This window comes from Leptolyngbya sp. Cla-17, assembly GCF_016807185.1.
GTDB lineage: Bacteria > Cyanobacteriota > Cyanobacteriia > Leptolyngbyales > Leptolyngbyaceae > ULC077BIN1.
The window spans coordinates 2,090,810-2,114,614 of sequence record NZ_JAEVYN010000001.1 but is presented as its reverse complement, the minus strand read 5'-3'; the positions used below and the strand labels follow the sequence as shown (position 1 = coordinate 2,114,614).

At 46.7% G+C, this 23,805-nt stretch carries 26 protein-coding genes; 14 read left to right on the top strand and 12 right to left on the bottom strand.

Going from position 1 to position 23,805, the window contains the following annotated elements; all coding sequences use genetic code 11:
- The first annotated feature begins 133 nt into the window (after positions 1-133).
- Positions 134-331: a hypothetical protein gene (locus JOY44_RS09445; RefSeq protein WP_171573333.1), complete on the top strand. Its 198-nt coding sequence runs from the start codon at positions 134-136 to the stop codon at positions 329-331.
- A 74-nt stretch (positions 332-405) separates the two neighbouring features.
- Here JOY44_RS09445 and JOY44_RS09440 read toward each other — a convergent pair whose 3' ends face one another.
- Both JOY44_RS09440 and JOY44_RS09435 read right to left on the bottom strand, forming a co-directional pair.
- The gene (locus JOY44_RS09440; protein WP_197985091.1) at positions 406-1,131 is read right to left on the bottom strand and encodes an ATP-dependent Clp protease proteolytic subunit; all 726 of its coding nucleotides are present in this window, start codon (positions 1,129-1,131) and stop codon (positions 406-408) included.
- A gap of 74 nt (positions 1,132-1,205) precedes the next feature.
- Positions 1,206-2,015 (bottom strand): YebC/PmpR family DNA-binding transcriptional regulator, encoded by an 810-nt coding sequence (locus JOY44_RS09435; protein WP_171573332.1) that lies wholly within the window; start codon positions 2,013-2,015, stop codon positions 1,206-1,208.
- Positions 2,016-2,343: 328 nt separating this feature from the next.
- On the opposite strand from JOY44_RS09435, the gene JOY44_RS09430 reads away from it, so the two are divergent.
- Positions 2,344-2,928 (top strand): hypothetical protein, encoded by a 585-nt coding sequence (locus tag JOY44_RS09430; protein ID WP_171573331.1) that lies wholly within the window; start codon positions 2,344-2,346, stop codon positions 2,926-2,928.
- A gap of 6 nt (positions 2,929-2,934) precedes the next feature.
- Here the strand turns inward: JOY44_RS09430 and JOY44_RS09425 are convergent, their stop codons facing one another.
- The 3 genes from JOY44_RS09425 to JOY44_RS09415 form a co-directional block, all read right to left on the bottom strand.
- Complete coding sequence (locus tag JOY44_RS09425) at positions 2,935-3,258, bottom strand: hypothetical protein (protein WP_171573330.1); 324 nt, start codon at positions 3,256-3,258, stop codon at positions 2,935-2,937.
- Positions 3,259-3,369: 111 nt separating this feature from the next.
- A complete protein-coding gene (locus tag JOY44_RS09420) occupies positions 3,370-3,993 on the bottom strand; it encodes a helix-turn-helix domain-containing protein (protein ID WP_171573329.1) in 624 nt (207 codons plus the stop codon).
- Between the two features lie 211 nt (positions 3,994-4,204).
- Complete coding sequence (locus tag JOY44_RS09415; protein ID WP_171573328.1) at positions 4,205-4,399, bottom strand: hypothetical protein; 195 nt, start codon at positions 4,397-4,399, stop codon at positions 4,205-4,207.
- Between the two features lie 238 nt (positions 4,400-4,637).
- Between JOY44_RS09415 and JOY44_RS09410 the strand changes: the two genes are divergently transcribed.
- From JOY44_RS09410 to psb27, 6 genes are all read left to right on the top strand, one after another.
- Positions 4,638-5,222, top strand: coding sequence for an SRPBCC family protein (locus tag JOY44_RS09410; RefSeq protein ID WP_171573327.1), 585 nt, complete (start codon positions 4,638-4,640; stop codon positions 5,220-5,222).
- 338 nt (positions 5,223-5,560) lie between these two features.
- Entirely contained in the window at positions 5,561-6,658 is a 1,098-nt protein-coding gene (gene pstS, locus JOY44_RS09405) for a phosphate ABC transporter substrate-binding protein PstS (RefSeq protein ID WP_171573812.1), read from the top strand.
- Between the two features lie 140 nt (positions 6,659-6,798).
- Positions 6,799-7,758, top strand: coding sequence for a phosphate ABC transporter permease subunit PstC (pstC, locus tag JOY44_RS09400; RefSeq protein ID WP_171573326.1), 960 nt, complete (start codon positions 6,799-6,801; stop codon positions 7,756-7,758).
- Between the two features lie 85 nt (positions 7,759-7,843).
- On the top strand, positions 7,844-8,743 hold the full coding sequence (gene pstA / locus JOY44_RS09395; protein WP_171573325.1) for a phosphate ABC transporter permease PstA: 900 nt from the start codon (positions 7,844-7,846) through the stop codon (positions 8,741-8,743).
- Positions 8,744-8,811: 68 nt separating this feature from the next.
- Positions 8,812-9,618: a phosphate ABC transporter ATP-binding protein PstB gene (gene pstB / locus JOY44_RS09390; protein WP_171573324.1), complete on the top strand. Its 807-nt coding sequence runs from the start codon at positions 8,812-8,814 to the stop codon at positions 9,616-9,618.
- A gap of 169 nt (positions 9,619-9,787) precedes the next feature.
- Positions 9,788-10,219 carry a photosystem II protein Psb27 gene (gene psb27, locus JOY44_RS09385; protein WP_245404909.1) on the top strand — a complete coding sequence of 144 codons (432 nt, stop codon included), beginning with the start codon at positions 9,788-9,790 and terminating at the stop codon, positions 10,217-10,219.
- An 82-nt stretch (positions 10,220-10,301) separates the two neighbouring features.
- Here the strand turns inward: psb27 and JOY44_RS09380 are convergent, their stop codons facing one another.
- Positions 10,302-11,360 carry an adenosine deaminase gene (locus JOY44_RS09380; protein WP_171573322.1) on the bottom strand — a complete coding sequence of 353 codons (1,059 nt, stop codon included), beginning with the start codon at positions 11,358-11,360 and terminating at the stop codon, positions 10,302-10,304.
- A gap of 502 nt (positions 11,361-11,862) precedes the next feature.
- Between JOY44_RS09380 and JOY44_RS09375 the strand changes: the two genes are divergently transcribed.
- Positions 11,863-12,591, top strand: a complete 729-nt coding sequence (locus tag JOY44_RS09375) for an HNH endonuclease (protein WP_171573321.1) — start codon at positions 11,863-11,865, stop codon at positions 12,589-12,591.
- Positions 12,592-12,778: 187 nt separating this feature from the next.
- Here the strand turns inward: JOY44_RS09375 and JOY44_RS09370 are convergent, their stop codons facing one another.
- On the bottom strand, positions 12,779-13,519 hold the full coding sequence (locus JOY44_RS09370) for a response regulator transcription factor (protein WP_171573811.1): 741 nt from the start codon (positions 13,517-13,519) through the stop codon (positions 12,779-12,781).
- 298 nt (positions 13,520-13,817) lie between these two features.
- On the opposite strand from JOY44_RS09370, the gene JOY44_RS09365 reads away from it, so the two are divergent.
- The 3 genes from JOY44_RS09365 (at position 13,818) to JOY44_RS09355 (ending at position 17,853) form a co-directional block, all read left to right on the top strand.
- On the top strand, positions 13,818-15,035 hold the full coding sequence (locus JOY44_RS09365) for a glycosyltransferase (protein ID WP_171573320.1): 1,218 nt from the start codon (positions 13,818-13,820) through the stop codon (positions 15,033-15,035).
- Positions 15,036-15,184: 149 nt separating this feature from the next.
- Entirely contained in the window at positions 15,185-17,374 is a 2,190-nt protein-coding gene (locus JOY44_RS09360; RefSeq protein ID WP_171573319.1) for a cation:proton antiporter, read from the top strand.
- Positions 17,371-17,853 (top strand): hypothetical protein, encoded by a 483-nt coding sequence (locus tag JOY44_RS09355; RefSeq protein WP_171573318.1) that lies wholly within the window; start codon positions 17,371-17,373, stop codon positions 17,851-17,853. The genes JOY44_RS09360 and JOY44_RS09355 overlap by 4 nt, the downstream gene beginning before the upstream one ends.
- A gap of 370 nt (positions 17,854-18,223) precedes the next feature.
- Here JOY44_RS09355 and JOY44_RS09350 read toward each other — a convergent pair whose 3' ends face one another.
- A complete protein-coding gene (locus JOY44_RS09350; RefSeq protein WP_171573317.1) occupies positions 18,224-19,177 on the bottom strand; it encodes a protochlorophyllide reductase in 954 nt (317 codons plus the stop codon).
- A gap of 16 nt (positions 19,178-19,193) precedes the next feature.
- Here JOY44_RS09350 and JOY44_RS09345 point away from each other — a divergent pair, with 16 nt between their 5' ends.
- Both JOY44_RS09345 and JOY44_RS09340 read left to right on the top strand, forming a co-directional pair.
- Positions 19,194-19,403 carry a hypothetical protein gene (locus tag JOY44_RS09345; RefSeq protein WP_207211161.1) on the top strand — a complete coding sequence of 70 codons (210 nt, stop codon included), beginning with the start codon at positions 19,194-19,196 and terminating at the stop codon, positions 19,401-19,403.
- 113 nt (positions 19,404-19,516) lie between these two features.
- Positions 19,517-20,815 carry a Glu/Leu/Phe/Val family dehydrogenase gene (locus tag JOY44_RS09340; RefSeq protein WP_171573315.1) on the top strand — a complete coding sequence of 433 codons (1,299 nt, stop codon included), beginning with the start codon at positions 19,517-19,519 and terminating at the stop codon, positions 20,813-20,815.
- A gap of 19 nt (positions 20,816-20,834) precedes the next feature.
- On the opposite strand, the gene JOY44_RS09335 is transcribed toward JOY44_RS09340, so the two are convergent.
- The 4 genes from JOY44_RS09335 to JOY44_RS09320 form a co-directional block, all read right to left on the bottom strand.
- The gene (locus JOY44_RS09335; protein ID WP_171573314.1) at positions 20,835-21,074 is read right to left on the bottom strand and encodes a 2Fe-2S iron-sulfur cluster-binding protein; all 240 of its coding nucleotides are present in this window, start codon (positions 21,072-21,074) and stop codon (positions 20,835-20,837) included.
- A gap of 33 nt (positions 21,075-21,107) precedes the next feature.
- On the bottom strand, positions 21,108-21,614 hold the full coding sequence (locus tag JOY44_RS09330) for a GNAT family N-acetyltransferase (RefSeq protein WP_171573313.1): 507 nt from the start codon (positions 21,612-21,614) through the stop codon (positions 21,108-21,110).
- Positions 21,615-21,619: 5 nt separating this feature from the next.
- The gene (gene cobQ, locus JOY44_RS09325) at positions 21,620-23,095 is read right to left on the bottom strand and encodes a cobyric acid synthase CobQ (protein ID WP_171573312.1); all 1,476 of its coding nucleotides are present in this window, start codon (positions 23,093-23,095) and stop codon (positions 21,620-21,622) included.
- Positions 23,096-23,188: 93 nt separating this feature from the next.
- Positions 23,189-23,596, bottom strand: a complete 408-nt coding sequence (locus tag JOY44_RS09320; RefSeq protein WP_171573311.1) for an Npun_F0494 family protein — start codon at positions 23,594-23,596, stop codon at positions 23,189-23,191.
- Between the last annotated feature and the right edge of the window lie 209 nt (positions 23,597-23,805).

Below are 23,805 nucleotides of genomic sequence, written 5' to 3'. Positions count from 1 at the left end.
CTTGGCTAAGAAGCAGGAGTGGTCTTATATCTTATATCTTATAGAGTAAACATTTGTAACCTGTTAATCCTGACCCTAAAAGGTTTCCATGGAAAGTCCTAACACATCCCCTTTATTTGACCATTTATCCAATATGAAAAATTCTCAGGATCTGCTCAATTTACCGGGAGATTCTGAAGTTTGGAAAAGCTTGAAACAGGCAATTTCTTCTAGCTCTGGGTTCCAGAGTTGGCAGCTAGAGCGTAATACTGATAGCCAGTTGAGCAGTCTGGGTTTAGATACATTGGTGCGTCGCTATCTTCGAGAAACGCTAGAAACTCTAGCCTATTAGTTTCTGCATCCTGGTCGGGACAGCTCCGAAGTAAATCAATATCCAGAACGAAATAGCCTAAAAGAGTCGCTAATTTAAGGGTGAGATGCTGAGGGAAGCTTTTTGATGACCTGATCAATAATTCCATACGCCTTAGCTTGCTCAGCCGACATAAAGAAATCTCGATCAGTGTCCGTCTCAATACGTTTGAGAGGCTGACCTGTAGATTCAACCAGCAGACGATTTAGCACACCTCTTAAATACAAAATCTCTTTAGCTTCAATCGCGATATCACTTGCTAGACCCTGAACTCCAGTAGATGGTTGATGGATCATAATTCGTGAGTTGGGGAGAGCTAGCCGCTTTCCTTTAGTTCCACCTGCTAACAAAATACTCGCCATAGAACTGGCTTCTCCCAAGCAAACAGTTACAACATTAGAGCGCAGAGAACGCATCGTGTCATACATTGACAGACCTGCGGTTACCTCGCCACCGCTTGAGTTTATGTACAAATAAATATCTTTTCCGGGTGCTTGCGAATCGAAATACAGCAATTGAGCGATTACAGCCTCTGCCATCTCAGGAACAATCTCTCCGCTGACAAATACGATTCTTTCATCAGAAAGCCATTCGTCAACGCTTGCGCTGGTATCTCGATCGCTTTCAGAGGGCGCTGCTTTCGGCGTTTCAGTTTGATTAATCTTTGGCTGCGATCTCTGGAAGTTTTTTCCAAAAGCGACTTCAGAACTAAGCGGATTTAGGATGCCTATTAAAAAAGATGCAATTAGTAAAAATGCCTTGGCACTTATGTGAGTAGTCAAATTATCTACAAAAAATCAGGTCGTATACAGACTACCCCAAGTGTATGACGAAGAAAATAAACACTCCTTAAAGTTTAGGCAAGGATCAAAGACATTAAGTCTTCTGCCATTTCAAAGTTTGCAGTAACACTTTGCACATCGTCTAAATCTTCCAGGATGTCCATTAGCTTGAGAACACTGCGTGCCTGGTCAGGATCCGTAACATCTATTGTGTTGTTAGGAATCCAGCGTAGTTCGACCTGAGTGACAATATAACCCCCATCTTTCAGAGCTTGGCTCAGACCTTCTAGGTTGGTAGGGTCAGTGAAAGATTCGGCAACGGTGCTATCGTCGGTTTCTACCAGTTCATAAGTGTCTGCACCGCCTTCCAAAAAAGCTTCCAGTAGGGCTTCTTCATCAAGTTCTATAGGAACATCCGATCGCCGTCCTTTTCCAGTTTTCACAGGAGTCAGCGACACTTCTACAAAGCCTTTTTGATCAAACATCCAGCCCACGCAGCCAATCTCTCCTAAATTGCCACCGTTTTTGCTAAATGCGACTCGCAGATCCGCCGCAGTCCGATTGCGGTTATCAGTTAAAGCTTCGATTAAAATGGCAACTCCCCCTGCGCCATACCCTTCATATCGGATAGCTTCTAGAGCGGCGCTGTCTCCAAGCTTGCCTGCCCCTTTGGCGATCGCCCGGTCAATATTGTCGTTGGGGATTCCTGCCGCTTTTGCTTTATCGATCGCCGTTCTCAGTTGAAAATTACCTGCCGGATCAGGCACGCCACTCCGAGCCGCAACGATAATTTCTCGCGAGATTTGGGTAAACACTTTGCCCTTCACCGCATCGACTCGCGCTTTCTGACGTTTGATGTTTGCCCATTTGCTGTGTCCTGCCATAGCTCCATTGCAACCTAGCGCTTAACTTACAACAATGATTTCAATCCATAGGATACCTAAAGATTTACTCCACTGACTGGATCATTTGCAGAACCTTACTGACACCGCTGCCACTCCTCGCAGAGGTAATGTTCGTTGCATCAGGTCATGCTAAGCGTTTAGTCACGACTATCAAGAATTTTTGATGATTCCACCATGGTTGGCAGCCTGCGAGCAGACCTATGATTTTGCGGGACTGACTACCGTTTTTGGCTTTCTAACGGCTTTTGTTCTCAGCAAACTAAGTGGATAATTGCTTTTATAGAAGTGTCGTGGCAACACGCTTATCATGCTAGATAAACTGAAAATTCCGAGTCAGCTTCGCCAGAAAATAGATCAGGAACTTGAATCTCACGAATCAATTCGCTGGATTGGTCAACCGAACCTCAAAGTTTCTCATTTAATCATTGCCTGCTTTGCTGTGTCTTTATTTGCTATCCCATGGACAGCATTCGCCATATTTTGGATTTACGGAGTATTAGGATATAAAATTCCCGATTTGAGAGAAGGATTTCAACCTCAGTATTTGTTTGCTTTGTTTGGCGTTCCGTTTGTGCTGGTGGGGTTGGGAATCCTGTCGACTCCCTTCTGGATTTGGCGCGCCGCTTTTGAAAAGGTGTATATCATCACCAATAAACGGGCGATCGCGTTTGAAGGTGCTGGCACAACCACAATTCGCAGCTTTGAGCCTCAACAGCTTGCAAAGATCTACCGCCGCGAAAACAACGATGGCACGGGCGATGTGATCATCATCGTGCGATCGTGGAAGGATAGCGATGGAGACCCACAAAAAGAGGAGGTTGTATTTCTGGCAATTCCGAATTCCAAGCAGGTGGAAACCCTGCTCAAAGAACTGGCTCAAACCGCTTTGTAGAAATATCTACGTCCACTCATCGTCTTCAGCTGCAGACAGCGATCGCTGCACGGTTGGGAAACGATAGAACGTGTTTCCTTCATCATTTACATCCGGCAAAATTGAAAATGCTTTCGCTTGAGTCTCTAAATAAAGTTTGGCGGGTTCTGCATCCACTCTGGCAGTAGCCGCCAGTTGAATGAGCGTAATTGTTCCACTGTGGGTTTCTAGCAGGTAATAAAATGCGTCTCGCAGGCGGCGCTCCTGCTGAAGGTTACGCACCAGATTAATCAACGAGAAGCCAATTAGCCCAGCGACTCCAACTAGTAGCGACCACTCCAAAGCTGCCATACTCAGTGTTTCTAATATTAAACAATTGTAGAAATCCTACTTCCTAAACCTACACTGAATCTGGTTTGGGATGAATGAGTGAGCTGGTAGGGAGATTCAGAATAGCGATCGCTACTCATCTCCGGCGGTGGAGGCACCGTAATAAATAATCGCCAGAAACCGAATTGGCAACGCAATCAATGTTTCCGGTCCGTGGGGAACATCACCTCGAAAGGTAAGTGAATCTCCTGGCTCTAACAAGTATGTGGATTGCCCATGTCGATACTCCAATGTTCCATTTAGCATGTGGATGAATTCTATGCCCGAATGCTCAAACGTGGGAAAAACTTCAGATGCATCATCCATGCTGATCAAAAATGGCTCGAATAGCTTCGTGGGTCCTTGATCATAGGCAAGCAAGTGATAGGTATGTCCCCGCTTAGTGCCACGCCGCACTACTTCCATGCCTTCTCCCTGCTTGACTAGTTGTGCCCCACCTTGGGGAGGATTGTAGTGACGAAACAGGGTCGCCATAGAAACGCCCAAAGCACTGGCAATTTTAACGAGCGTTTCTAGGCTGGTTGCCGTTTGAGCATTTTCGATTTTTGATAGCATTCCACGGGAAATCCCTGTCTGTTCGGCGACTTCGGCGATCGTCAATCGATGTTTTTGCCGCAGGTCGCGAATGGTATTGCCTAAATAGCGACCGAGTTGATTATCATCGGCAAGATCAGCATGGTCTGGGACAACGGTCATTATTCTGATGCAGGAGATTGATCTAATTATCACCAATCCTGAAGAGCGATTGGCTGAGTCACACCCATTTTTAGATCAATGCGCTGCGCCTATCAATTCTGTGAGTCTCTTAAATCTCCCAATCTTGAGAGGCTTTAGCGCTTGTTCTTTCAGAATTGAGGTGGTTTTACTTTAAAGCAAGGACGATTAGTCGAGCATGGAATCTAACTAGTTACGGTTTAATGCTCCGCAAACCGCCTAAAATGCCACCCCCGATCGCAAATAGTGCCAGTGCCCATGCCAAGTAGTCAGGAATTTTAGTCACCCATCCTAAACCCTTGAGAACAACCAGTATTGACAGCATCACCAGCGCAATGCCGAGGATATAAAGCCCAATAGTAATAAAAAGACTGAGAAACTTACTCACAATAAACTTTATACGTTTAGGAAATGACTCTGGGAAGACCACAGTGTGGGCAAAACTTACGTTGCCATTTATGAAACTTTCATGTGCTTCAGTATCTTTACGTAATGTTCTTTCGCACAATGGGGATACTCTTTGAGGAAGAACAGTTCGTTTAAAACCCTTCTATTAATTAAAGCGCACTTAGAATCTTCCTATATTTAGCTTTGGTTTTAGCTTAACCGAGGAGTTAAGAATTTATATGGTTGCTTCAACTGCACCAAGTTTCAATTGCGATCGCAGTCTTTCCGTCGGTTTCTCTCAAGATGACTCAGCAGCTCTGAGAAGAGGAGATGTTTTACTTGAAACTGGCACTCATACCGCTTGGGGAGCATCGGTTACCGCCCAAATGTATGTGCCCATTTCCCGTGAATCTGCTTGGCACCAACTGATTGATTATCCGCAATGGGTTCAATATTTTCCAGATGTGAACAACAGCTACTTGCTACCTGACGACTCACCAAAACCGGGTAGCCCTAACAAAGTAGAGTTCAAACGGCTTTATCAGACCGCCAGCAAAAATTTTCTATTCCTATCGGCCCAAGTCGAAATTTATCTACGTGTGACTGAGATTTTTCAACAACAGATTCAATTTCAGTTGGAATCAGGCAGTTTTCATGACTTTTCGGCTGAATTAACTCTAAAAGACTTTTCTGATGGCACCTTATTAACCTACTTCGTGCAGGCAACACCCCTCATTCCCATTCCTAGTATGTTTATTCAACAGGCAATTCATTTCGACCTACCCAGAAATATGAGAATAATGCGTCAAGCACTTTGTCGCTGAATGATAGGTAAGTAGGCAGTGAGGGAAGTCGATCACCATCGATAGGACTCAGCATTCCGTCCCAGGCACCTTACTGGAAAGTACTCGGTTATCTTTTATAAGACATCAGGAATTTTAAGTGAGTAATCTATTTTTCACAAAACGCAAACAAATAATCTTACAAAATGCAAATAAATAATTTGTCCATTTTTTAGCGAATACCATCATTTCGATAGTCATATCAATGTTTCTGGCTTGTGAGTTTGTCTTTTGACAAGCCACGGAATTAGAGCAACTTAACCTTTTCTTTACGGAAGGGTTGTAGTGTTGTGGGAACACAACGTGAGGATGATGAGGTTATGGTTTCTTTGGTTAAGATAAGTCGCTGGGCACTCTCAGCTTCCGCGATCGCTTTAGCAGCAGGGCTTGCTTCTTGTGCCCCAAGTGCCCCTCCCACTACAGGCGGCACCCCCGCTGTAGGCAGTAGTCCCGCAGCAGGTGGTGGTGACACTATTTCTATTAGTGGTGCTGGCGCTTCAGCCCCTAACTCGCTTTACCAGCGTTGGTTTTCTGAATACCGCACCGTCAAGCAAAATGTGCAAGTCAGTTACCAGTCAATTGGTAGTGGTGCGGGTGTTAACCAGTTCCTAGCAGGAACGGTGGATTTTGGAGCAACGGATGATCCGATTAAGGATGCCGATCGCGCTAAGTCTCCCCAAGCGCGCGGAACGATGATTCAAATTCCAACCACAGGTCTTTTCATTGTATTTGCCTACAATCTTGAGGGCGTTAAAGACCTTAAGCTCTCCCGTGCAACCTATTGTGGGATTGCGGATGGTTCAATCAAAACCTGGAATGATCCCAAGATTGCAAAAGATAATGCGGGCGCTACACTCCCCAGTACTCCACTGACGTTTGTCTTTCGCTCGGATGGTAGTGGTACGACTGCAATCTTCACCAAACACTTGGCTGCGGCTTGCCCCGGTTGGAAACCTGGTTCAGGTAAATCCATTGAGTGGCCCACTGGTCAGGGTGCCAAAGGAAATGAAGGCGTGACCGCCCAGATTAAGCAAGCTCCTGGCGCGATCGGTTATGTTGAGTATACTTACGCCAGAGAAAACCAGATAGATATGGCAGCCTTGCAGAATAAAGCAGGAGACTTTGTGACTCCTACGCCGGAAGCGGCTGCTAAATCGTTGGACGGCGAGAAGCCAAATGAGCAATTTGTGATTTCCGTTCCCGATCCAGCCGGACAGGGCGCTTATCCAATCGTGAGCTTAACCTATGCATTGCTGTATGGAAATTACCCTGCACCTAAAGGTTCAACGCTCAAAGAACTGTTCAAATGGGCATTGAAAGAGGGTAAGACTGCGACAACCGAACTAGGTTTCATTCCCCTACCTGATTCTCTTGTAACTGACATCAATGCCAAGCTTGACACCATTGAGGAGAAGTAATTCTCTTTCTTTAGCCACTCCCGAATATAGTTTTGGAGTGGCTAAAGAGACGAAAGCATCGGTGCAAATTAATTAACGTTTTCGTCTGAATGCGTGCTCTTAAATCCAAGTAATTTTCCTAGCATTGCAGCTTTACGATTATGGCTCCAGCAGTAGACAACAATTCGGGTATGTCTTACGAGCGCACTCAGATAGCGCGAAAAGTAGATAGTGGCTTTAAGTGGCTAACAACGATTTTTGCCGTTGGCATCGGGGTAACACTGTTAGCGATCGCCTTTCAAGTCGCTAGAGATTCACTTCCGGCGATTCAAAAATTTGGAATCATCGACTTCGTTACAGGTATTCGCTGGAACCCAGTGGAAGACATCTACGGAGCCTGGACTCAAATTTATGGCACATTGATCACTGCCTTTATCGCATTGCTGATTGCAGTTCCAGTCGGAGTTGGCGTTGCCATTATCTTAAGTGAGGATTTCTTGCCGCCCAAGGTGCAACAACCCTTAGTGTTTATGGTTGAGCTATTGGCAGCCATTCCCAGCGTGATTTATGGATTGTGGGGAATTTTTGTCTTAGCTCCCTTTCTGCAAGGTCCAATGACCTGGATGCATAAAACTTTGGGCTGGATTCCATTGTTCAGCACGCCACCTACGGGCAGAGGCATCTACATCGCATCCATCATTTTGGCAATCATGATTCTGCCGATCATCGCTGCCATTTCCAGAGACTCCTTGGTAGGAGTTGCCCCTGAACTTCGTCAAGCTTCCTATGGTCTGGGGGCAACTCGTTGGGAAACGTTAATCCAGGTGATTATCCCAACTGCGATTTCTGGAATCATTGGGGGAGTGATGTTGGCGTTGGGTCGTGCGATGGGAGAGACAATGGCAGTCACTATGCTAATTGGTAATGCCAACCGTCCGTCTCCATCTTTATTTGCTCAGGGATCAACGATTTCGGCGCTGTTGGCGAATCAGTTTGCTGAGGCAGGCGGTCTCCAAGTAGCATCTTTGATGTATGCAGCTTTGATCTTGTTTGCTTTAACCCTGGTGGTTAATATCTTTGCTGAAATCTTGGTTAGAAAGGTTGAACTGAAAAAGCTTTAGTGAAATGGGCGATCGCCCAGCCTGTTGATTACCCTTATGCCTCATGCTCAACGCGACTGAAGTTAAAAATTTGTGAGAAGTTAGTATGACCAGCAAAGAGTTCCCGGCATCCCTAGCTAAAGGCAGAAGCTTAGAGCGCACCACATCATCTAAGACAATCTTTTCGAATGTGATGACGGGTTTGGTATTTGCTTGTGCGCTTCTTGCGCTAATTCCATTGATCGCACTCCTGTTTTATGTGATTACCAAAGGAGCAGTTCGATTAGGTCCTCAGTTGTTTACTCAGTTGCCGCCCCCCCCTTTCCCCCGAACCTCACCTCAGTTCTATTCGGGTGGTTTTGGGAATGCGATATTGGGAACGTTTATGACGGTTGGCATTGCCTCGCTAATTAGTATCCCGTTCGGGATTTTAGCGGCTATTTATCTTTCTGAGTTTGCGCGCGACACCAAATTTGCGAGCTTAATCAACTTCATGACCAACGTTTTGAGTGGAGTTCCCTCTATTGTTATGGGGGTGTTCGCTTACGGTCTGATTGTATTAACCACTCGGTCTTATTCAGCACTGGCAGCGGGCTTTGCGCTGGCAATACTGATGCTCCCTACGATTGTGAGAACTTCAACTGAAGCGTTTGAGGCGGTTCCGAATGATATTCGTCAGGCTTCAGTGGGGTTAGGCGCATCTGGCTATCAAACGGTTTTAAGGGTGCTTCTGCCAGCTGCAATTCCAGCTATTCTCACCGGTATTATTCTATCTGTGGCGCGGGCGGCTGGAGAGACAGCGCCGATTATCTTTACGGCGTTGTTTAGCAACTTCTGGAACCTCGATGCTGGGCGACCCACTGCTACTTTGTCGGTGCTGGTTTACAACTTTGCGATTACCCCATTTGCAAACTGGCAAGATCTTGCTTGGTCTGCTGCCCTTGTTTTGGTGTCGTTAGTGTTAATCGCCAACTTATTGGCTCGGTGGGTAACTCGCAAACGTTAGCGATCGCTCAAAGATTCTTCATAATAATTGCTTCTTCATTTATTAAAACTACCCACTGACACTGACTTATGACCACCAATCTTCACAACAACGTTCAAACTGATAATGTCTTCCATACAGAAAACGTCAATATTTATTATGGTGATTTCTTAGCGGTGAAGGAGGTTAATCTTGAGGTTCCCAAAAATGCTATTACTGCATTCATTGGTCCTTCAGGTTGCGGTAAAAGTACTGTGCTTCGGTGTTTTAACCGATTGAATGACTTAATTAAATCGTTTCACCTGGATGGCAAGATTCTTTATCACGGTCAAGATCTGTATGCACCCAATATTGATGCGGTTGAAGTAAGGCGGCAGATTGGGATGGTATTTCAAAAACCAAACCCCTTCCCCAAAACGATCTATGACAATATTGCCTTTGGTCCTCGCCTATTAGGCTACAAGGGCGATATGGATGAGTTGGTTGAGCGATCGCTCAAACGGGGGGCACTTTGGGAAGATGTGAAAGATAAACTCAAGGCGATGGGAACTGATTTGTCTGGTGGGCAGCAGCAGCGGCTCTGTATTGCACGAGCGATAGCGGTTCAACCGGAAGTCATTCTCATGGATGAGCCTTGTGCGGCTCTTGACCCTATATCGACCCTGAAAGTTGAAGATCTAATGCAGGAGCTAAAAGAGGATTACACCCTGGTAATCGTGACTCACAACATGCAGCAAGCCTCTCGTGCCTCCGACTACACCGCCTTTTTTAACGTTCAAGCAAACGAGAAAGGGCAACGGACAGGATTTATTGAAGAATACGATCGCACCGAAGCAATTTTCCAGAGTCCTAAGAAAAAGGCAACTCAAGAATACGTTAGTGGTCGCTTTGGTTAAGCAATTTAATCCCATCAAAGTTTGCTAGCAAATTTGGTCAATTTTCGCTGGCAGCCTATTCGCATTATTTTTTCATAGCATTTCGATAGCTGTCAAAAATGGATTGCCATGTCAAGATAGGATGATAGAAGACTCTTAACACTCTTATAAAAAGTGAAGAGTTTGGAAGTTGTTTCAATATTCTCAAATGTATATGAAGCGCTATTGGTCTCGCTTTTTTGCTCTTTTGCTGGTTCTTTTTGTTGGTTTAGTGAATAGCCCAGCAGCTTTTGCTAGTTCTACATCTTTAACTGGCAACTATCGTCAAGATACCGTATCGGTTGTTAATAGCTTAAGAGAGGCGCTTCAAGTATCCCCGGATTCTCCAGAAAAAATTGCCTCTCAAAATCAGGCTAAACAGCTAATCAATGATTTTTCGTCACGTTATCGCCGAAACGGAGCATTGGCTAAGTTGCCTTCGTTTACTACGATGCGTACTGCCTTAAACTCCTTAGCAGGACACTATAGTTCCTACCCTAATCGCCCTGTGCCGCAAAAGATGAAAGATCGGCTAGAGCAAGAGTTTAAGCAGATTGAAACATCATTGGAACGGGGTTCCTAAAATTTCCTTGACGTGCGTTTAGAAGCGAGGGATACCGATTGGTATCCCTCGCTTTTCATGAAAACGTTTTTATAAAAACAATTTATTTGACAGGGATTTGATACTTGTCAGGTATTTCTTGAGAAGATTCGGGTTGTAATAAGTTGTTGAGCAAAAAAGCAGGACGTTGACCATAAGGCCAAGCAAAAGCATGTTTAAAAGCAGCGTCTTGACAAGCTTGTAACTGCTCAAATCCAATAACATCTTGAGTTAGAAGATTTTCATACTCAAAAGGCAAACGAACGTTATGCAACCCAGCATTGTCAGTGCAGATAGCAATATCTACGCCTGCTTCAAAACAGAGATCGAAGACTTGTTTTAGCTGTGAAATATTGTCTAATGTACCTGTTTTTAGATACGTTGTTGGACAGATCTCTAGGCACTGCTTCTGTTCAGCAATTTGTTTAAGGAGTTGGGGCTGTTGCAGTGGAATTTGAATTCCGTGACCAATTCGCATTAAGTAGGGTAGGAGTTCGGCATGGCATCCATCCCGAGTTTCATAAAGGTGTCCGGTTGTATTCAACCCTAGCGATCGCGCATAGGCATACAGCCCAACAAACTCTTCCATCCGTTCTCGATAGTGATTGTCCCCCCCAGCTATATCAATCCCGCACACATAGTCCCGACTTTGCGCTGCCAAATCTACAATGGCGCGGTTTACCTCATAGGGCAACCTGACGTGCATACATAAGATTTGGCTTGTCACAATTGGGTACTCACTCAGTTGGCTAGCTTGCCCTACCACCTGCACAATTTCTGTCATTAAATCAATTCGCTGAGATTGATTCAAATGATCAGGAGTGCGGAGATAAGGCGTATAGCGCAACTCAAGGTAAGCCAGATTCTCAAAAATGTAAGCTCCTCGCATCAATCGATAAATGAAATAGGGCAAAGCCTCAACTGTTTGCACACCTTCCACCAAAGTGTGAAGTTCCAAATACTCATCTAGAGTGTTGCGAGGACGAGTGTAAAAGTCTTCAAACTCCGAGTAATCAGGAAAACGCTGGACTAATTCAGAGCCATTGCGTTGCAAATAACGCCACAACACTCTAGGAACAACAGAGCCTCCTAAATGACGATGAAGTTCAGCATATAGAGCCACAATAACCTCTTGAAATAGTACTAATGATTATGTCAATTACGGTAAGTAAGCTGACCACAAAAAAGTCCATGTCCTTTTCTAGATGATAGAAAATATTCATTAGTTCAGCAGTAAAATCAGCATCAAGCCAATTAATTTAGTCATAAAAACTAAGTTTCAAGGAATACGATGTATACAATTTTCCTGCTTCCACTGCGCTCCTGAAATTTTGGAAAGACTTTGCCTAGGTCAAGCGCTTAAGTAAACTGCTAACTTTTTGCAGGTTCTTCACTAGATCAAACCAGGCAAAAATCTCTGATTGCACCAACGCTCGGAAGTCTCTCACCTATTCACGCAAGCCATTTTTCGCTCAGATACAATCTGGAAAACATGCGAAAAGATTCGCCTATCTACCTTCTTGGAGGTGTCATACAGAAACAATCCGCCTACTCACCCGCTTTAAGACGTTATACAGAAAAATTCAGTAAACAAATTATTATGTGTCAAATAGCATGTTGATCCGATGACATTTAAAGAATGGATGCGCCATACAGGTCTTTCTCCATCGACGATCTCGAAATATGAAAGTGCTATCAACGGCGTTTTAACTGCGTGGGCAATTGATAACAAATTAGTGGAAGGATCACTGAACTCGATTACTAGCAAAACACAGTTTGAATTAATTGCTTCTAAAATTCATAAGCTGCCAATCTACAAAGAGCGTAACGAGCGCGGTCATCATATGTATAGCAGCGCTCTGATTAAGTACGCTGAATATCTTACAGAGGATTATGGAAGCGATATTGAATCAGACATTGAGTTTATTATTAACGACTCATCAATTAATACAACTGAAAAGAACATCCTTATAAAATCAAGAATCGGTCAGGGCTTATTTAGGCAAAAGTTAATTGGCTACTGGGATGGGTGCTCAGTAACGAGCTTCAAAGATACAAATTTACTTATTGCTTCCCACATAAAGCCTTGGAAGGATTCAAGCGATATAGAGCGTTTAGATGTGTTTAATGGACTTTTGCTTCTTCCGAATCTCGACAGAGTCTTTGACACTGGGCTAATAACCTTCGCTGAAGACGGATTAATCAAGATTTCTCCACAACTTACTGAGCCTGCAAAACTTGGTATCAAAGCTGATATGCGCCTTTCATTGACATCGGAACATGAGATTTATATGATTTTTCATCGCAAGTTTGTTTACTGTGAGACACAACAAATCGTTGCAGCGACGGAATAGAGATGATTGTGGAAATACAAAAGTTACTCACCGTCGTTGAACTCAATTGTTAGTTTTGATGCGGCTTTTAATCTTGAAGTGGGATGCTCACGCCGCGATCGCACATCTGAATCATTAGTCTGCTAACCGATTTGCTTTACAGTTGTGAGATCGACTGAGCAAATTGTGCAATTCCCCTACATTCTTGCTAACCGGCTAAGAATTCTTGATTCTTGGCTTCCTGTACCGTTGCGGGTAACTCCAGGCAGTATCCTGCGCCATAGACAGTTTTGATGTAGCGCGGATGGCGGGGATCTGGTTCTAATTTGGTACGCAGGTGACGAACATGCACCCGAATCGTTTCAATATCATCGTTTGGATCGTAGCCCCAGACCTCTTTGAGGATTTCGCTAGGAGATACAGTTTGCCCATGGCGTTGCAATAAGCAATGCAGCAGTTCAAACTCTAAATGAGTCAGCTTGACGGTAAGATCGAACCAAATTGCTTCAAAGCGTTCGGGCACCAGCGTTAGTGGTCCATAGTTCAAAATCTCGCTGTGTTTGGCAGCTTGGGGAATGCGATCAGTGCGGCGCAGCAATGCTCGAACCCGCGCTAGCATTTCTTCTAGCTCAAATGGTTTTGTGAGGTAGTCATCGGCACCCGCATTAAAGCCATCCACTTTATCTTGGGTTTGTCCCAAGGCTGTCAGCATTAGCACGGGGATATCAGCAGTGCGCTCATCCCGCCGTAGTCGCTGACAGACGGTAAAACCATCTACTTTCGGCAACATCAGATCTAGCATGATCAAATCAGGCTGGATCTGTAATGCCATTGCTTGCCCTTTAATGCCATCTGGAGCTTGATTAACGTCGTATCCAGCCATTTCCAGGTTTATAGCAACTAATTCAGAAATTGCGGGGTCGTCATCAATGACGAGTATCCGAGGCATCATTAAGTAGGGTAATTTACTGAAGGTTTACTAAGAATTTATAGAAAATACAAATATCTTGTTGAACAGTGTGTACAGAGATATCGATGTTTCCAAACAAGAAGATTCTGTCACAATTCTTTTGTTTTTGGTTAATAATTTTTTTAGATTTGGCGATCTCGCTGATGTGCTCCAACGATTTAGCCTGAAAAACCGTGATCGCTATTCCGTTTGTAACGTTTGAGCTTGACTTGCTGGCAATTCACCTAGTACATTCGCTGCGATAGGCTGAATGCTATGCTCCTTCCTGAATAACTGAATGCTTGCTTCATCGTGGATAAGTTTGTTGCTAATAGTGGCACTGCTGCTAGCGCTAAGCTGGGTGCTGCTGTATTTGGGTAAGTTGAACTCCGCTGCCGCCAACGCTCCTCGGCTATTGGTTAAAACACCAGACGATCCATCGTGTTCGCCTACCAAGATTTCGGTGATTATCCCTGCTTACAATGAGGCGGACAATATCGAAGCCTGTATGTTGGCGGTTCTTGAAAGTTCGGATTGGTCGGCAGATTGGTTAGATGTGTGGGTAGTGGATGATCAATCGACGGATAATACACTGGCGATCGCTCAAAATTTACAGACCACTCTTGCCAATCCCTGCTTGCAGGTAATTGCTGGAAAACCCCGCCCCGTCGGCGAAACTTGGGTTGGTAAAAACTGGGCATGTGTACAAGCAGTTCAGCAGGCAAAGGGAGAGTTTCTACTATTCTTAGATGCAGATGTGCGGCTGAAACCGGGTGCGATTTCGACGGCGCTGGAGTTTGTGCAGCGATCGCAGATCGATTTGTTAACCTGTTGGCCGACCCTGGTTTGTGGCTGCTTAGCAGAGTGGTTAGCGCAACCGCTGATTGCAGGCATATTGGCAGCCGGGCTGGACTTTGCTCAAATTAACGATTCTCAGTCTGAAACCGTTTTTGCTGTCGGACCTTTCATGTTGTTTCGGCGAACCGCTTACGAGCAAATTGGTGGGCACCAAGCAGTGGGCAGTCAGGTAGTCGAAGATGTAGAGCTAGCGCGGCTGATTAAGCAAAAAGGGTTGACGCTACACTGTGGTCTAGGGCATGAATTAGGAACCCTGCGGATGTATCCGTCAGGCTCGGCGCTGTGGGAAGGCTGGACAAAAAATTGGTATCTCGGCTCTCAGCGGAACTTGGGATTAACCTTACAAACGGCACTATTGATATTTTGGATTTGTACGCTCCCCTGGCTATCGGCAATTGGTCTTCTAATCAAAGGATCGTTGACTGGATTCACTCCATTAGATGGAATTGCGATCGCCCTCGCCCTTGCTAGCATTCTGTTGCAATATCCTATACGTCGCGCGATCGCGCAATTGTCTGCCATTCCTCCCCACTATTGGTGGCTCACTGGCTTGGGCGGAGCCTTTGTTACAGCCATCATTCTTGGCTCTATCATTAAAACCGAAACGGGTTGGGGCTGGACTTGGCGTGGTAGATCTTTGAAAGAGGCTAGGAGTTAAAGTTCAGGGGTTAACTTCGACATCAGCACTCAGGCGAATAGGGTCAAGCGGGAAGAGAAACCCAAACCTCAAAATATCTCCTGCTGGAGACGCTACAAAACTCCAAACTCCGAACTCCAAACTTAAACTCTCTCACCTTTCTTTTGCCCATGAAATTCGACAGTGTCGTTCTGGTTCTAATCGATATCCTGATTGTCATCGGGCTTTCTCGCTTAGTGGGTCTGGCGTTTCGCCGCATCAAACAACCCTTGGTGATTGGCGAAATTGTTGCAGGAATTATGCTGGGTCCATCATTGTTTGGGCTACTGGCTCCCGATGCGGCGGCATTTCTGTTTCCGCCAGAGGTGGTTCCCTATTTGGGAGTGCTATCTCAGATCGGGCTGATCTTTTTCATGTTTTTGATTGGGCTAGAGCTTGATCCGAAATATCTGAAGAGCCAGATAGATATAGCAGTACTGATTTCTCATGTCAGTATTCTGGTACCGTTTTCGCTGGGAACACTGCTGTCACTGCTGCTGTATCCGCTGGTGTCAAATAACGGTGTTTCGTTTACGGCATTTGCGCTGTTCTTAGGGGCAGCCATGTCAATCACGGCGTTTCCAGTATTAGCCAGAATTATTACTGAAAATAATCTTCAGTCAACCCCTTTGGGTACGTTGGCACTGACCTGTGCGGCAGTGGACGATGTGACAGCGTGGTGTCTACTGGCACTGGCGATCGCGGTTACCCGCACCAACAGCATGGTGGGAGCATTGCCTACGATTTTAGCTTCTGCTGTCTTTATCACGCTGATGTTGACCGTCATGCGGGTGTTTTTACAGCGGTTGGCTGGTTACTTCGATCGCACTGGGCACCTAAACCAGTTCACCCTGGCAGGCATTTACATGGGCGTAGTCACCTCAGCGCTGATCACCGAACTGATTGGCATTCACCTAATTTTTGGTGCATTCTTGCTGGGTGCTGTCATGCCCAAGCATCCGGGGCTGACTCGCGAACTGGCGCAGAAAACGGAAGACTTTGTGCTGATCTTCCTGCTGCCTGTTTTCTTCGCCTACAGCGGCTTAAGAACTCAAATCGGCTTGCTCAATAGTCCAGCGCTATGGGGTTTGTGTCTCTTAGTGATTGCCGTTGCTATTGTTGGCAAATATGTGGGAACCAACGTTGCCGCCCGGTTTTGTGGCATTGAAAAGCGAGATGCGGCAGCTTTGGGTTGGATGATGAACACCCGTGGGCTGACAGAATTGATTGTATTGAATATTGGGCTAAGTTTAAATGTGATCTCGCCGCTGTTGTTTACCATGCTGGTGATGATGGCGTTGGTGACTACGTTTATGACCTCGCCCCTGCTGGAGTGGATCTATCCGAAGCAGCAAATTCGGGAAACATCGGTGGAGTCGGTGACCGAAGCATTTGTGCATAATTATCGGATTTTGGTACCCATCGCAAATCCTAGTACTCAGCAAGGACTGATTCAACTAGCAACCGCGATCGCTGCCAGCGACCAACCCCCTTCTGAAGAGTCGCCAACCTCCGCAGCAGTCTATCCCTTGAGTTTGATTCAACTAGAAGAAGAGTATGCCTATCAAAGCACACCTGCTTCGGTCGATCGCCTGATTGCCGATCGCCGCAATCAAATGCTGGACTTAATCAAGACCCTGGAACCACCTTACATTCGCTCATTGGTGCATCCAGTTGTGCGCGCCACCAGAGATGTTGGACAAGAAACCGTAGAACTTGCAGAACGCGATCGCATCGATCTGGTGTTGATGGGATGGCATCGCCCTGCTTTTAGCAAAAACCGTTTGGGCGGCAGAGTGGGGCAAATCCTCAGCACTGCACGGGCCGATGTTGCTGTGTTTGTTGATCGCCAGCACGGCAAACTGGAAAAACTGCTGGTTCCCTATATACCCAATATCCACAATGACTTAGGTCTAGAAATTGCTCTGCGACTGGTGTTAAACAATCCAGATTGTTCTCTGACCATTTTGCGAGTTGCCCAAGAACATCAAACCAGTGACCTCACCTACGAACTAAAAACTTTGATGAATCAACTGCCAGATTCTTTGCTCCAGCGAATTCACATTCCCCAGGTTGAATCGGCAAACCCAATCGCCGCTGTCGTGGAAGCCTCAAAGAACGCTGATCTGACCATTGCTGGAGCCAGCCGCGAATGGGGGCTTGAGCGCCAAACCTTGGGATTCTACGCTGATCAATTAGCCGTGCAGTGCCACTCTTCACTATTGATTACCCGGCGCTACAGCCGCGTTACGTCCCATCTGTCGTCTGTTTTGGCAAGCAGCATTACCGTTACCCCTCAAAAACCGGAGGTCAGCGCATGAAAGGGCACTTCAGTCCAAAATCGCTCATTTTTTATGGGTGCGCGATCGGTAGTGTCACGCTTTTGTTCAGCCTTGCCTCTGCCTATGGCGAAGCGAATCTCAAAGCACCCGATAAAATCGATGGGCGTTATCCTCTTTCAACTTCGTCGTTACCAGACTGTGTGCAGGCTCAGTCTCTAGTCATTGACGTTCAGCAATCGGGCGTTTACTTAACGGGTTCTCTCTTGCCCAATCCTGCTTCTGAAAAGATTCTTCAAATGGCTCACGATCGCCCATCCCTAACGGGCGACTGGGACAACCAACAGCTTACCTTAGGAGGCTCTGTACCATATCTCCCCAATTGTCAGGGCACGGTTTCTATTCAAGGAATGATTAACAAAGATACCCTGACGGGCACATTTCGTCTCAGCTCTGATGCGAGTGAAGTACCATTTTTCGCGAAGCGAGAAGCCCCGCCAGCTAAAACTCAAGCGCATTAATCGGTTAGGGATCTACGGGTTAATAGTGAACTAACCAAAAAGGTTTCGCCTATGTGTACAGCAAATTCAAGTGAATAGACCACAGTGATTGAACCAACCGAGCGCGTCATTCTTGGTGATTTGGTCGAGGGCTTCACAGGTACGAGCGGCTTGCGAGGCATCTGCAACCGTTGCAGCGCTCGACACAGGGTAGGTTGACTCACTTTAATCCCTTGATGAGCTTCTAATTGCTTACATAATTTTGCAAGGACTGATTGTCTAAAAATCGTTGTAAAACTCCTAAGTCAGATAAGTAAGCAGACGCTTTTCGCAAGTCTTCAGATGGGAATGGCTGACAGCGATCGCACTCTCAGCCATTCCGCTATCCCTATCACGCCACGCCGACCAACTTAGCGCTCAGATCCCACATACGCTGACCTTTTTCCTCATCGCGGGCTTGGGGTGAAACTTGTCGGATGAACGACTTGCCATCTTTCTTTTGACGATTACCCCAGCTAAAGTAAGCTCCCGATTGCTTATACTCTGGATCGGCAACCACCATCGCTACCCGCTCACCGGATAGCTCCTGCGACACATACCCGCCCGTAATATTTTTTTGGAACCAGGGAAAGATTTTTTGAAACAGCGGATAGTGATTGCGGAATAGGGGCGTATCGGCGACACAACCGGGATAGAGCGAGGTGAAGGTAATTCCCGTGGAATCGTGATAGCGGCGGTGTAGTTCTCGCATAGTCAGCACATTGCAGACTTTGCTGTCTTTGTAAGCTTTGACGGGTTCAAACTGTTTACCATTAATCATCGTAATCGGCGCTTTGAAGCCTGCCGTAAAGCCTTCAAAGTTACCCAAATCAGGCTGAGGTGGAATCTTGCCGCCCAGTTCATCGGGGTTGTGGGTGACGGTGCCCAAAATTACTAGACGTGGATCGGCGGATTGTTTCAAATCATCCATCATCAGGTTGCACAGCAGAAAATGACCGAGGTGATTGGTGGTAACGGTCAGTTCATAGCCTTCGGGACTGTAGAGCGGCTCTTTGATTAAGGGCATATAGATAGCAGCGTTACAGACCAATGCATCGACCGATTTGCCACTGTCGCGAAACGTTTGCACAAACTGACGCACGCTCTCGAGGGAACCCAAGTCAATGTGCAAGATGGTGTAGCTGTCGGGAGCCATGCCTACGGATTCAGCCGCCTGCTTGGCTTTGGGCAAATCTCGACAAGCCATGACCACATGCCATCCCCGGTTGGTAAGAGCTTTCGCGGCATATAAACCCACTCCAGAGGAGGCACCGGTGATAATTGCTGTAGACGTGTGTTGTTCCATTTTCTTTTAAGCTCCGTTGACCGCCGTGCTTGTCGATAGACGATCGCACAGTCTTTATCTTACCGATGAGACTGTAACAGTTAAGCGGTTGACTCGTGAAGATATTTTGCAAAGCAAGTTCGTATGCGCTGGTGCAGCGCGTGGGCGAATGACTATTCCCTACGCGCTGCACCAGCGCCATACCTGCCCACAGCGCAGCAATTTATATTGTTTTATGTATTTCTAGGGCGATTGTCTATTGAGACTTAAATCATCGGGCATTCTAAAGAAAAGGTATCAAAAGATACAGAATTTCTAGATATCCTTTCCTTCATTTTCTAGACAAAAGGCTTATTTACTATGGCGAACTCTTTGCTGTCAGATGCTAGCCAACGGTTGGAACAAGCGCTAAAGCATACCTCAATCTCTGAAGATGCGATCGAGTCGTTGAAATTTCCTAAAGCCAGCCTCAGCGTCTCCATTCCTGTGCGGATGGATGATGGCTCACTCCAGGTGTTTCAGGGCTACCGTGTCCGCTATGACGATACACGCGGTCCCGGTAAGGGCGGAGTTCGCTATCACCCGAATGTATCGATGGATGAGGTGCAGTCGCTAGCGTTTTGGATGACGTTTAAATGCGCGGCGTTAGGCTTGCCGTTTGGCGGGGCAAAGGGTGGAATCACGGTGAATCCCAAGTTGCTGTCTCGGCTAGAACTGGAGCGGTTGAGCCGGGGTTATATCGATGCGATCGCGGACTTCATTGGTCCTGATGTGGATATTCTCGCGCCAGATGTATACACCAATTCCATGATCATGGGCTGGATGATGGATCAATACAGCATCATCCGCCGCTGCATTTGTCCGGCTGTGGTCACAGGTAAGCCTGTGACCATGGGCGGCAGCGTAGGGCGAGAAGCCGCCACGGCTCTGGGAGCCTTTTTTGTAATTCAGTCAATGTTGCCTAAGTTTGATCAAGCGCCTCAAGAAACCACCGTTGCCATTCAGGGCTTTGGCAATGCAGGCGGCACTCTAGCAGAGTTATTGTTTCAGGCTGGCTATCGAGTAGTGGCAGTCAGTGATTCTCAGGGTGCAATTTATGCAAAAAACGGGCTAGATATTCCTGCCATTCGCAACAATAAGGAATCGACTCGTGGCCTTCGAGCACCTTACTGTAACGGCAGCGTTTGCACTACACCCGAACATGAAGTGTTGACGAATGAAGAACTGCTAGCGCTAGATGTCGATTTGCTAGTTCCAGCAGCATTGGAAAACCAAATTACAGAAGCGAATGCTCATTTAATCAAAGCCAAACTCGTGTTTGAAGTTGCCAATGGACCGATCACCTCGGCTGCCGACAAAATTTTGGAAGAGAAAGGAATTTACGTCTTTCCAGATATTTTGGTGAATGCAGGGGGCGTAACAGTCAGCTATTTTGAGTGGGTGCAAAACCGCAGCGGTTTGTACTGGACGCTGGATGAAGTAAACCAAAAGCTGAAAACCCGCATTGTGGAAGAAGCCGATCGCATCTGGTCAGTCTCTCACCAGCTCGGAATCCCACTCCGCACCGCTGCCTATGTTCACGCCATCAGCCGTTTAGGGGAAGCCATTAGCGCCAAAGGCACGCGGGATTATTACGTGAATGGCCATGGGAAACATTGAGGTTTGAGTTCAAAAGCCGTCACCAGGTTGGATCGGAAAACAGGGTGACGGTGAGGTGCGATCGCCCTAGGGGAATGCTGCTGATGCAGCTGCAAATGCTGCGTCCATCATCCAGTTCTACTTCGCAGGCATGACAGGAACCCATCAAGCATCCTGTGGGAATTGCTACGCCAGCGCGGCTAGCAACCTCTAGCAACGGTTCTCCGACTTCGGCCTCAACCGTCACATCATCGGGCAAAAAATTCACGCTAATACTCATAAAGCACTCATTCGGATTGTTATCGAGCGATCGCTACTCACACACTTTAAACTCTGATCGATATTGCACGGTTCCAGTACAGTCTTGCAAGGCTCCACTATTTAACTCCAACACCATAAACGCTTCATCGGGTACATCGTATTCACATCTCAAGCCTTTGGTGCTGGCGGAAATAAACCCAAACCGCGAGTAGTACTTTGGATCGCCCAATACTACGATTGCATCCTGTCCTGACTCGCTACACGCTTTCAAACTTTGCTGGATTAACAACGAGCCGATGCCTTGTCGCTGGTAATTGGGTAAAACCGCGATCGGTGCCAACCCAAGAATCGACAAATTGCTGGAACCCCCACGAACCGTAACTGGACTGAAAAAAATGTGCCCAACAATTTGATCAGACTGTATGGCAACAAATGAAAACGTAGAGGCAGCACCTCGTAGTTGATTGACCAAACTTGCTTCATTCTCGCGCCCAAATGCCTCGCTATTCACTTGGTAAATAGCGCTTACATCGTCTGGCTTTTCTGCACGAATATACACATCTCTCATTCTGGGGGCAAAAACGGTGTCAGGTTCAGATGAGGTTCCACTGCATCGGCGAGGCTGTCCAACAGGACTTCACGCTGTTCGCGGTAGTTAGCAACGCCAGTGGGCAACGATTTTAAGCCGCGCTGTTGCCGAAGACGGTTTAACCAAGCGCGTCGCCAAGGACCGTTATCAAAAAGACCGTGCAGGTAGGTGCCCCAAACAGAACGACTTTCGTCTACAACGCCCAAGTTGGCATCATCAAATAGGGCATCGACTCCCGTGGCTTCTTCCATCAAGCGCGATCGCCCCTGGTGAATTTCATAGCCTGTTATCGGCAGCCCTTCCTGCGGATAGTTAGAGGTAACTGTTCGTTGGCGTGCTATTTTTTGCCCTGCAATCACGGTTTTTAGCGGTAGCAACCCGATGCCTTTATAGCGACCTTCCTGCCCTTCAATTCCTTCTGGATCTGCCAAAATTTTCCCTAGCATTTGATAGCCACCGCAGATGCCTAGAACCGTTCCTCCGGCTGCTACGTAGTTTTGAATTTCTTCTGCCATGCCTGTTTTGTGCAGCACAAGCAAGTCAGGAATGGTGGTTTTAGAGCCAGGGATGATCAGGGCATCGGGGTGACCCAAAGAGGTTTTGGGAGAAATATACTTTATGGAAACGCTGGGTTCAGCTTCTAAGGGATCGAAGTCAGTGAAGTTGGAAATGCGGGGCAAACGCAGCACGGCAATGTTGATATCGCTCGTCGTGTTAGGCGATCGCGTATCCATCAAACTGAGCGAATCTTCGGCGGGAAAAGCTTGATCGAGCCAAGGAATCACACCGACCACCGGAAGGCCTGTGCGCTCTTGCAGCCAATCAATGCCGGGCTGCAAAATAGAACGCTGCCCCCGAAATTTATTGATTATCACGCCCCGAATCAACGCCCGTTCGTCGGGATCTAATAGTTCCAACGTGCCAACTACATGAGCAAAAGCACCACCGCGATCGATGTCCACTACCAGCATGGTGGGCGCGTTCAGCCGCTTTGCCACTCGCATATTGGTTAAATCGCGATGCTTCAGGTTGATCTCCGCTGGGCTACCCGCGCCCTCACACACCAGCATGTCGTAATCTTCTGCTAGTCGAGTGAAAGAATCTTCGATCGCTTGCCAGCCGGATTCAAAGTACTGCTCGTAATACTCGCTAGCACCGACTCGACCTACCGATTTACCTTTCATGATTACCTGGGAGGTCATGTCTCCTTGAGGCTTCAGCAAAATCGGGTTCATCTCAACCGTCGGCATAATTCCGGCTGCCCATGCCTGCACCGCTTGAGCATGCCCAATTTCACCCCCACTGTTGGTGACATAGGCATTCAGCGCCATATTTTGCCCTTTAAAGGGTGCAACCCGCCAGCCCCGACGGCTTAAAATGCGGCAGATTGCAGTCGTGATTAGAGATTTACCTGCATGGGAAGTTGTTCCCACTACCATCATGGCTTTCATTGAGAACCTCCACGCGGTTTAGTTAAGGGTGTGGGCAGAAAGGTTATCTGCACAATTAGCAAGGATCGATCTCAAAGGGTTTGCCTGGATAACTTAGATGGGCAATCGAAACCAGCGTAGCACTGCATTGTATAAGCGATCGCTGAATGTGGGTGAATAACGCTTCACTCCTTGATTGTGCTGCCATTTATCTACCAGTAGCCGTCCTAACGGAGTCACCCTGAAACTATCTGTTAACCCTTGTCCATCCACCTCGCGTCGCAGCAACCCGACTTGAATCAGCCAAAGTAATTCAGATTCTACTCGTAATTCCAACAAAGGGCTTGCAGTGTATTGACTTTGAACACCCGTCAGATGAGCGATCGCGCCTAAAGCCACGCTTTGCTGAATCATCGTCGCAAACAGCCTCAACCGAAACGGAGCACACCGCATTGCCCGATCTGCTCTTAGCAGTGTCTTGTCAGAATATTGAATTGATTGGCGAGTTTTAATTACAGTCATTGCGAAATCACGCGGAGCTTAGCTTAATTCAAACAAAACTTTAAAGAGTTCTCCCCTAATCTTATGCAATTTCGCTGGGATAGGCATCTAGGGATGGGTCGAAATGATGGCATTGCTAATGAAACATCTCGTTTGCTTACGGGCAAGCGGGGTGATTTGATTATGAAGAGCAGTCTTTGCAGACATTTTGGGAAAGTCGCGGATTGCGT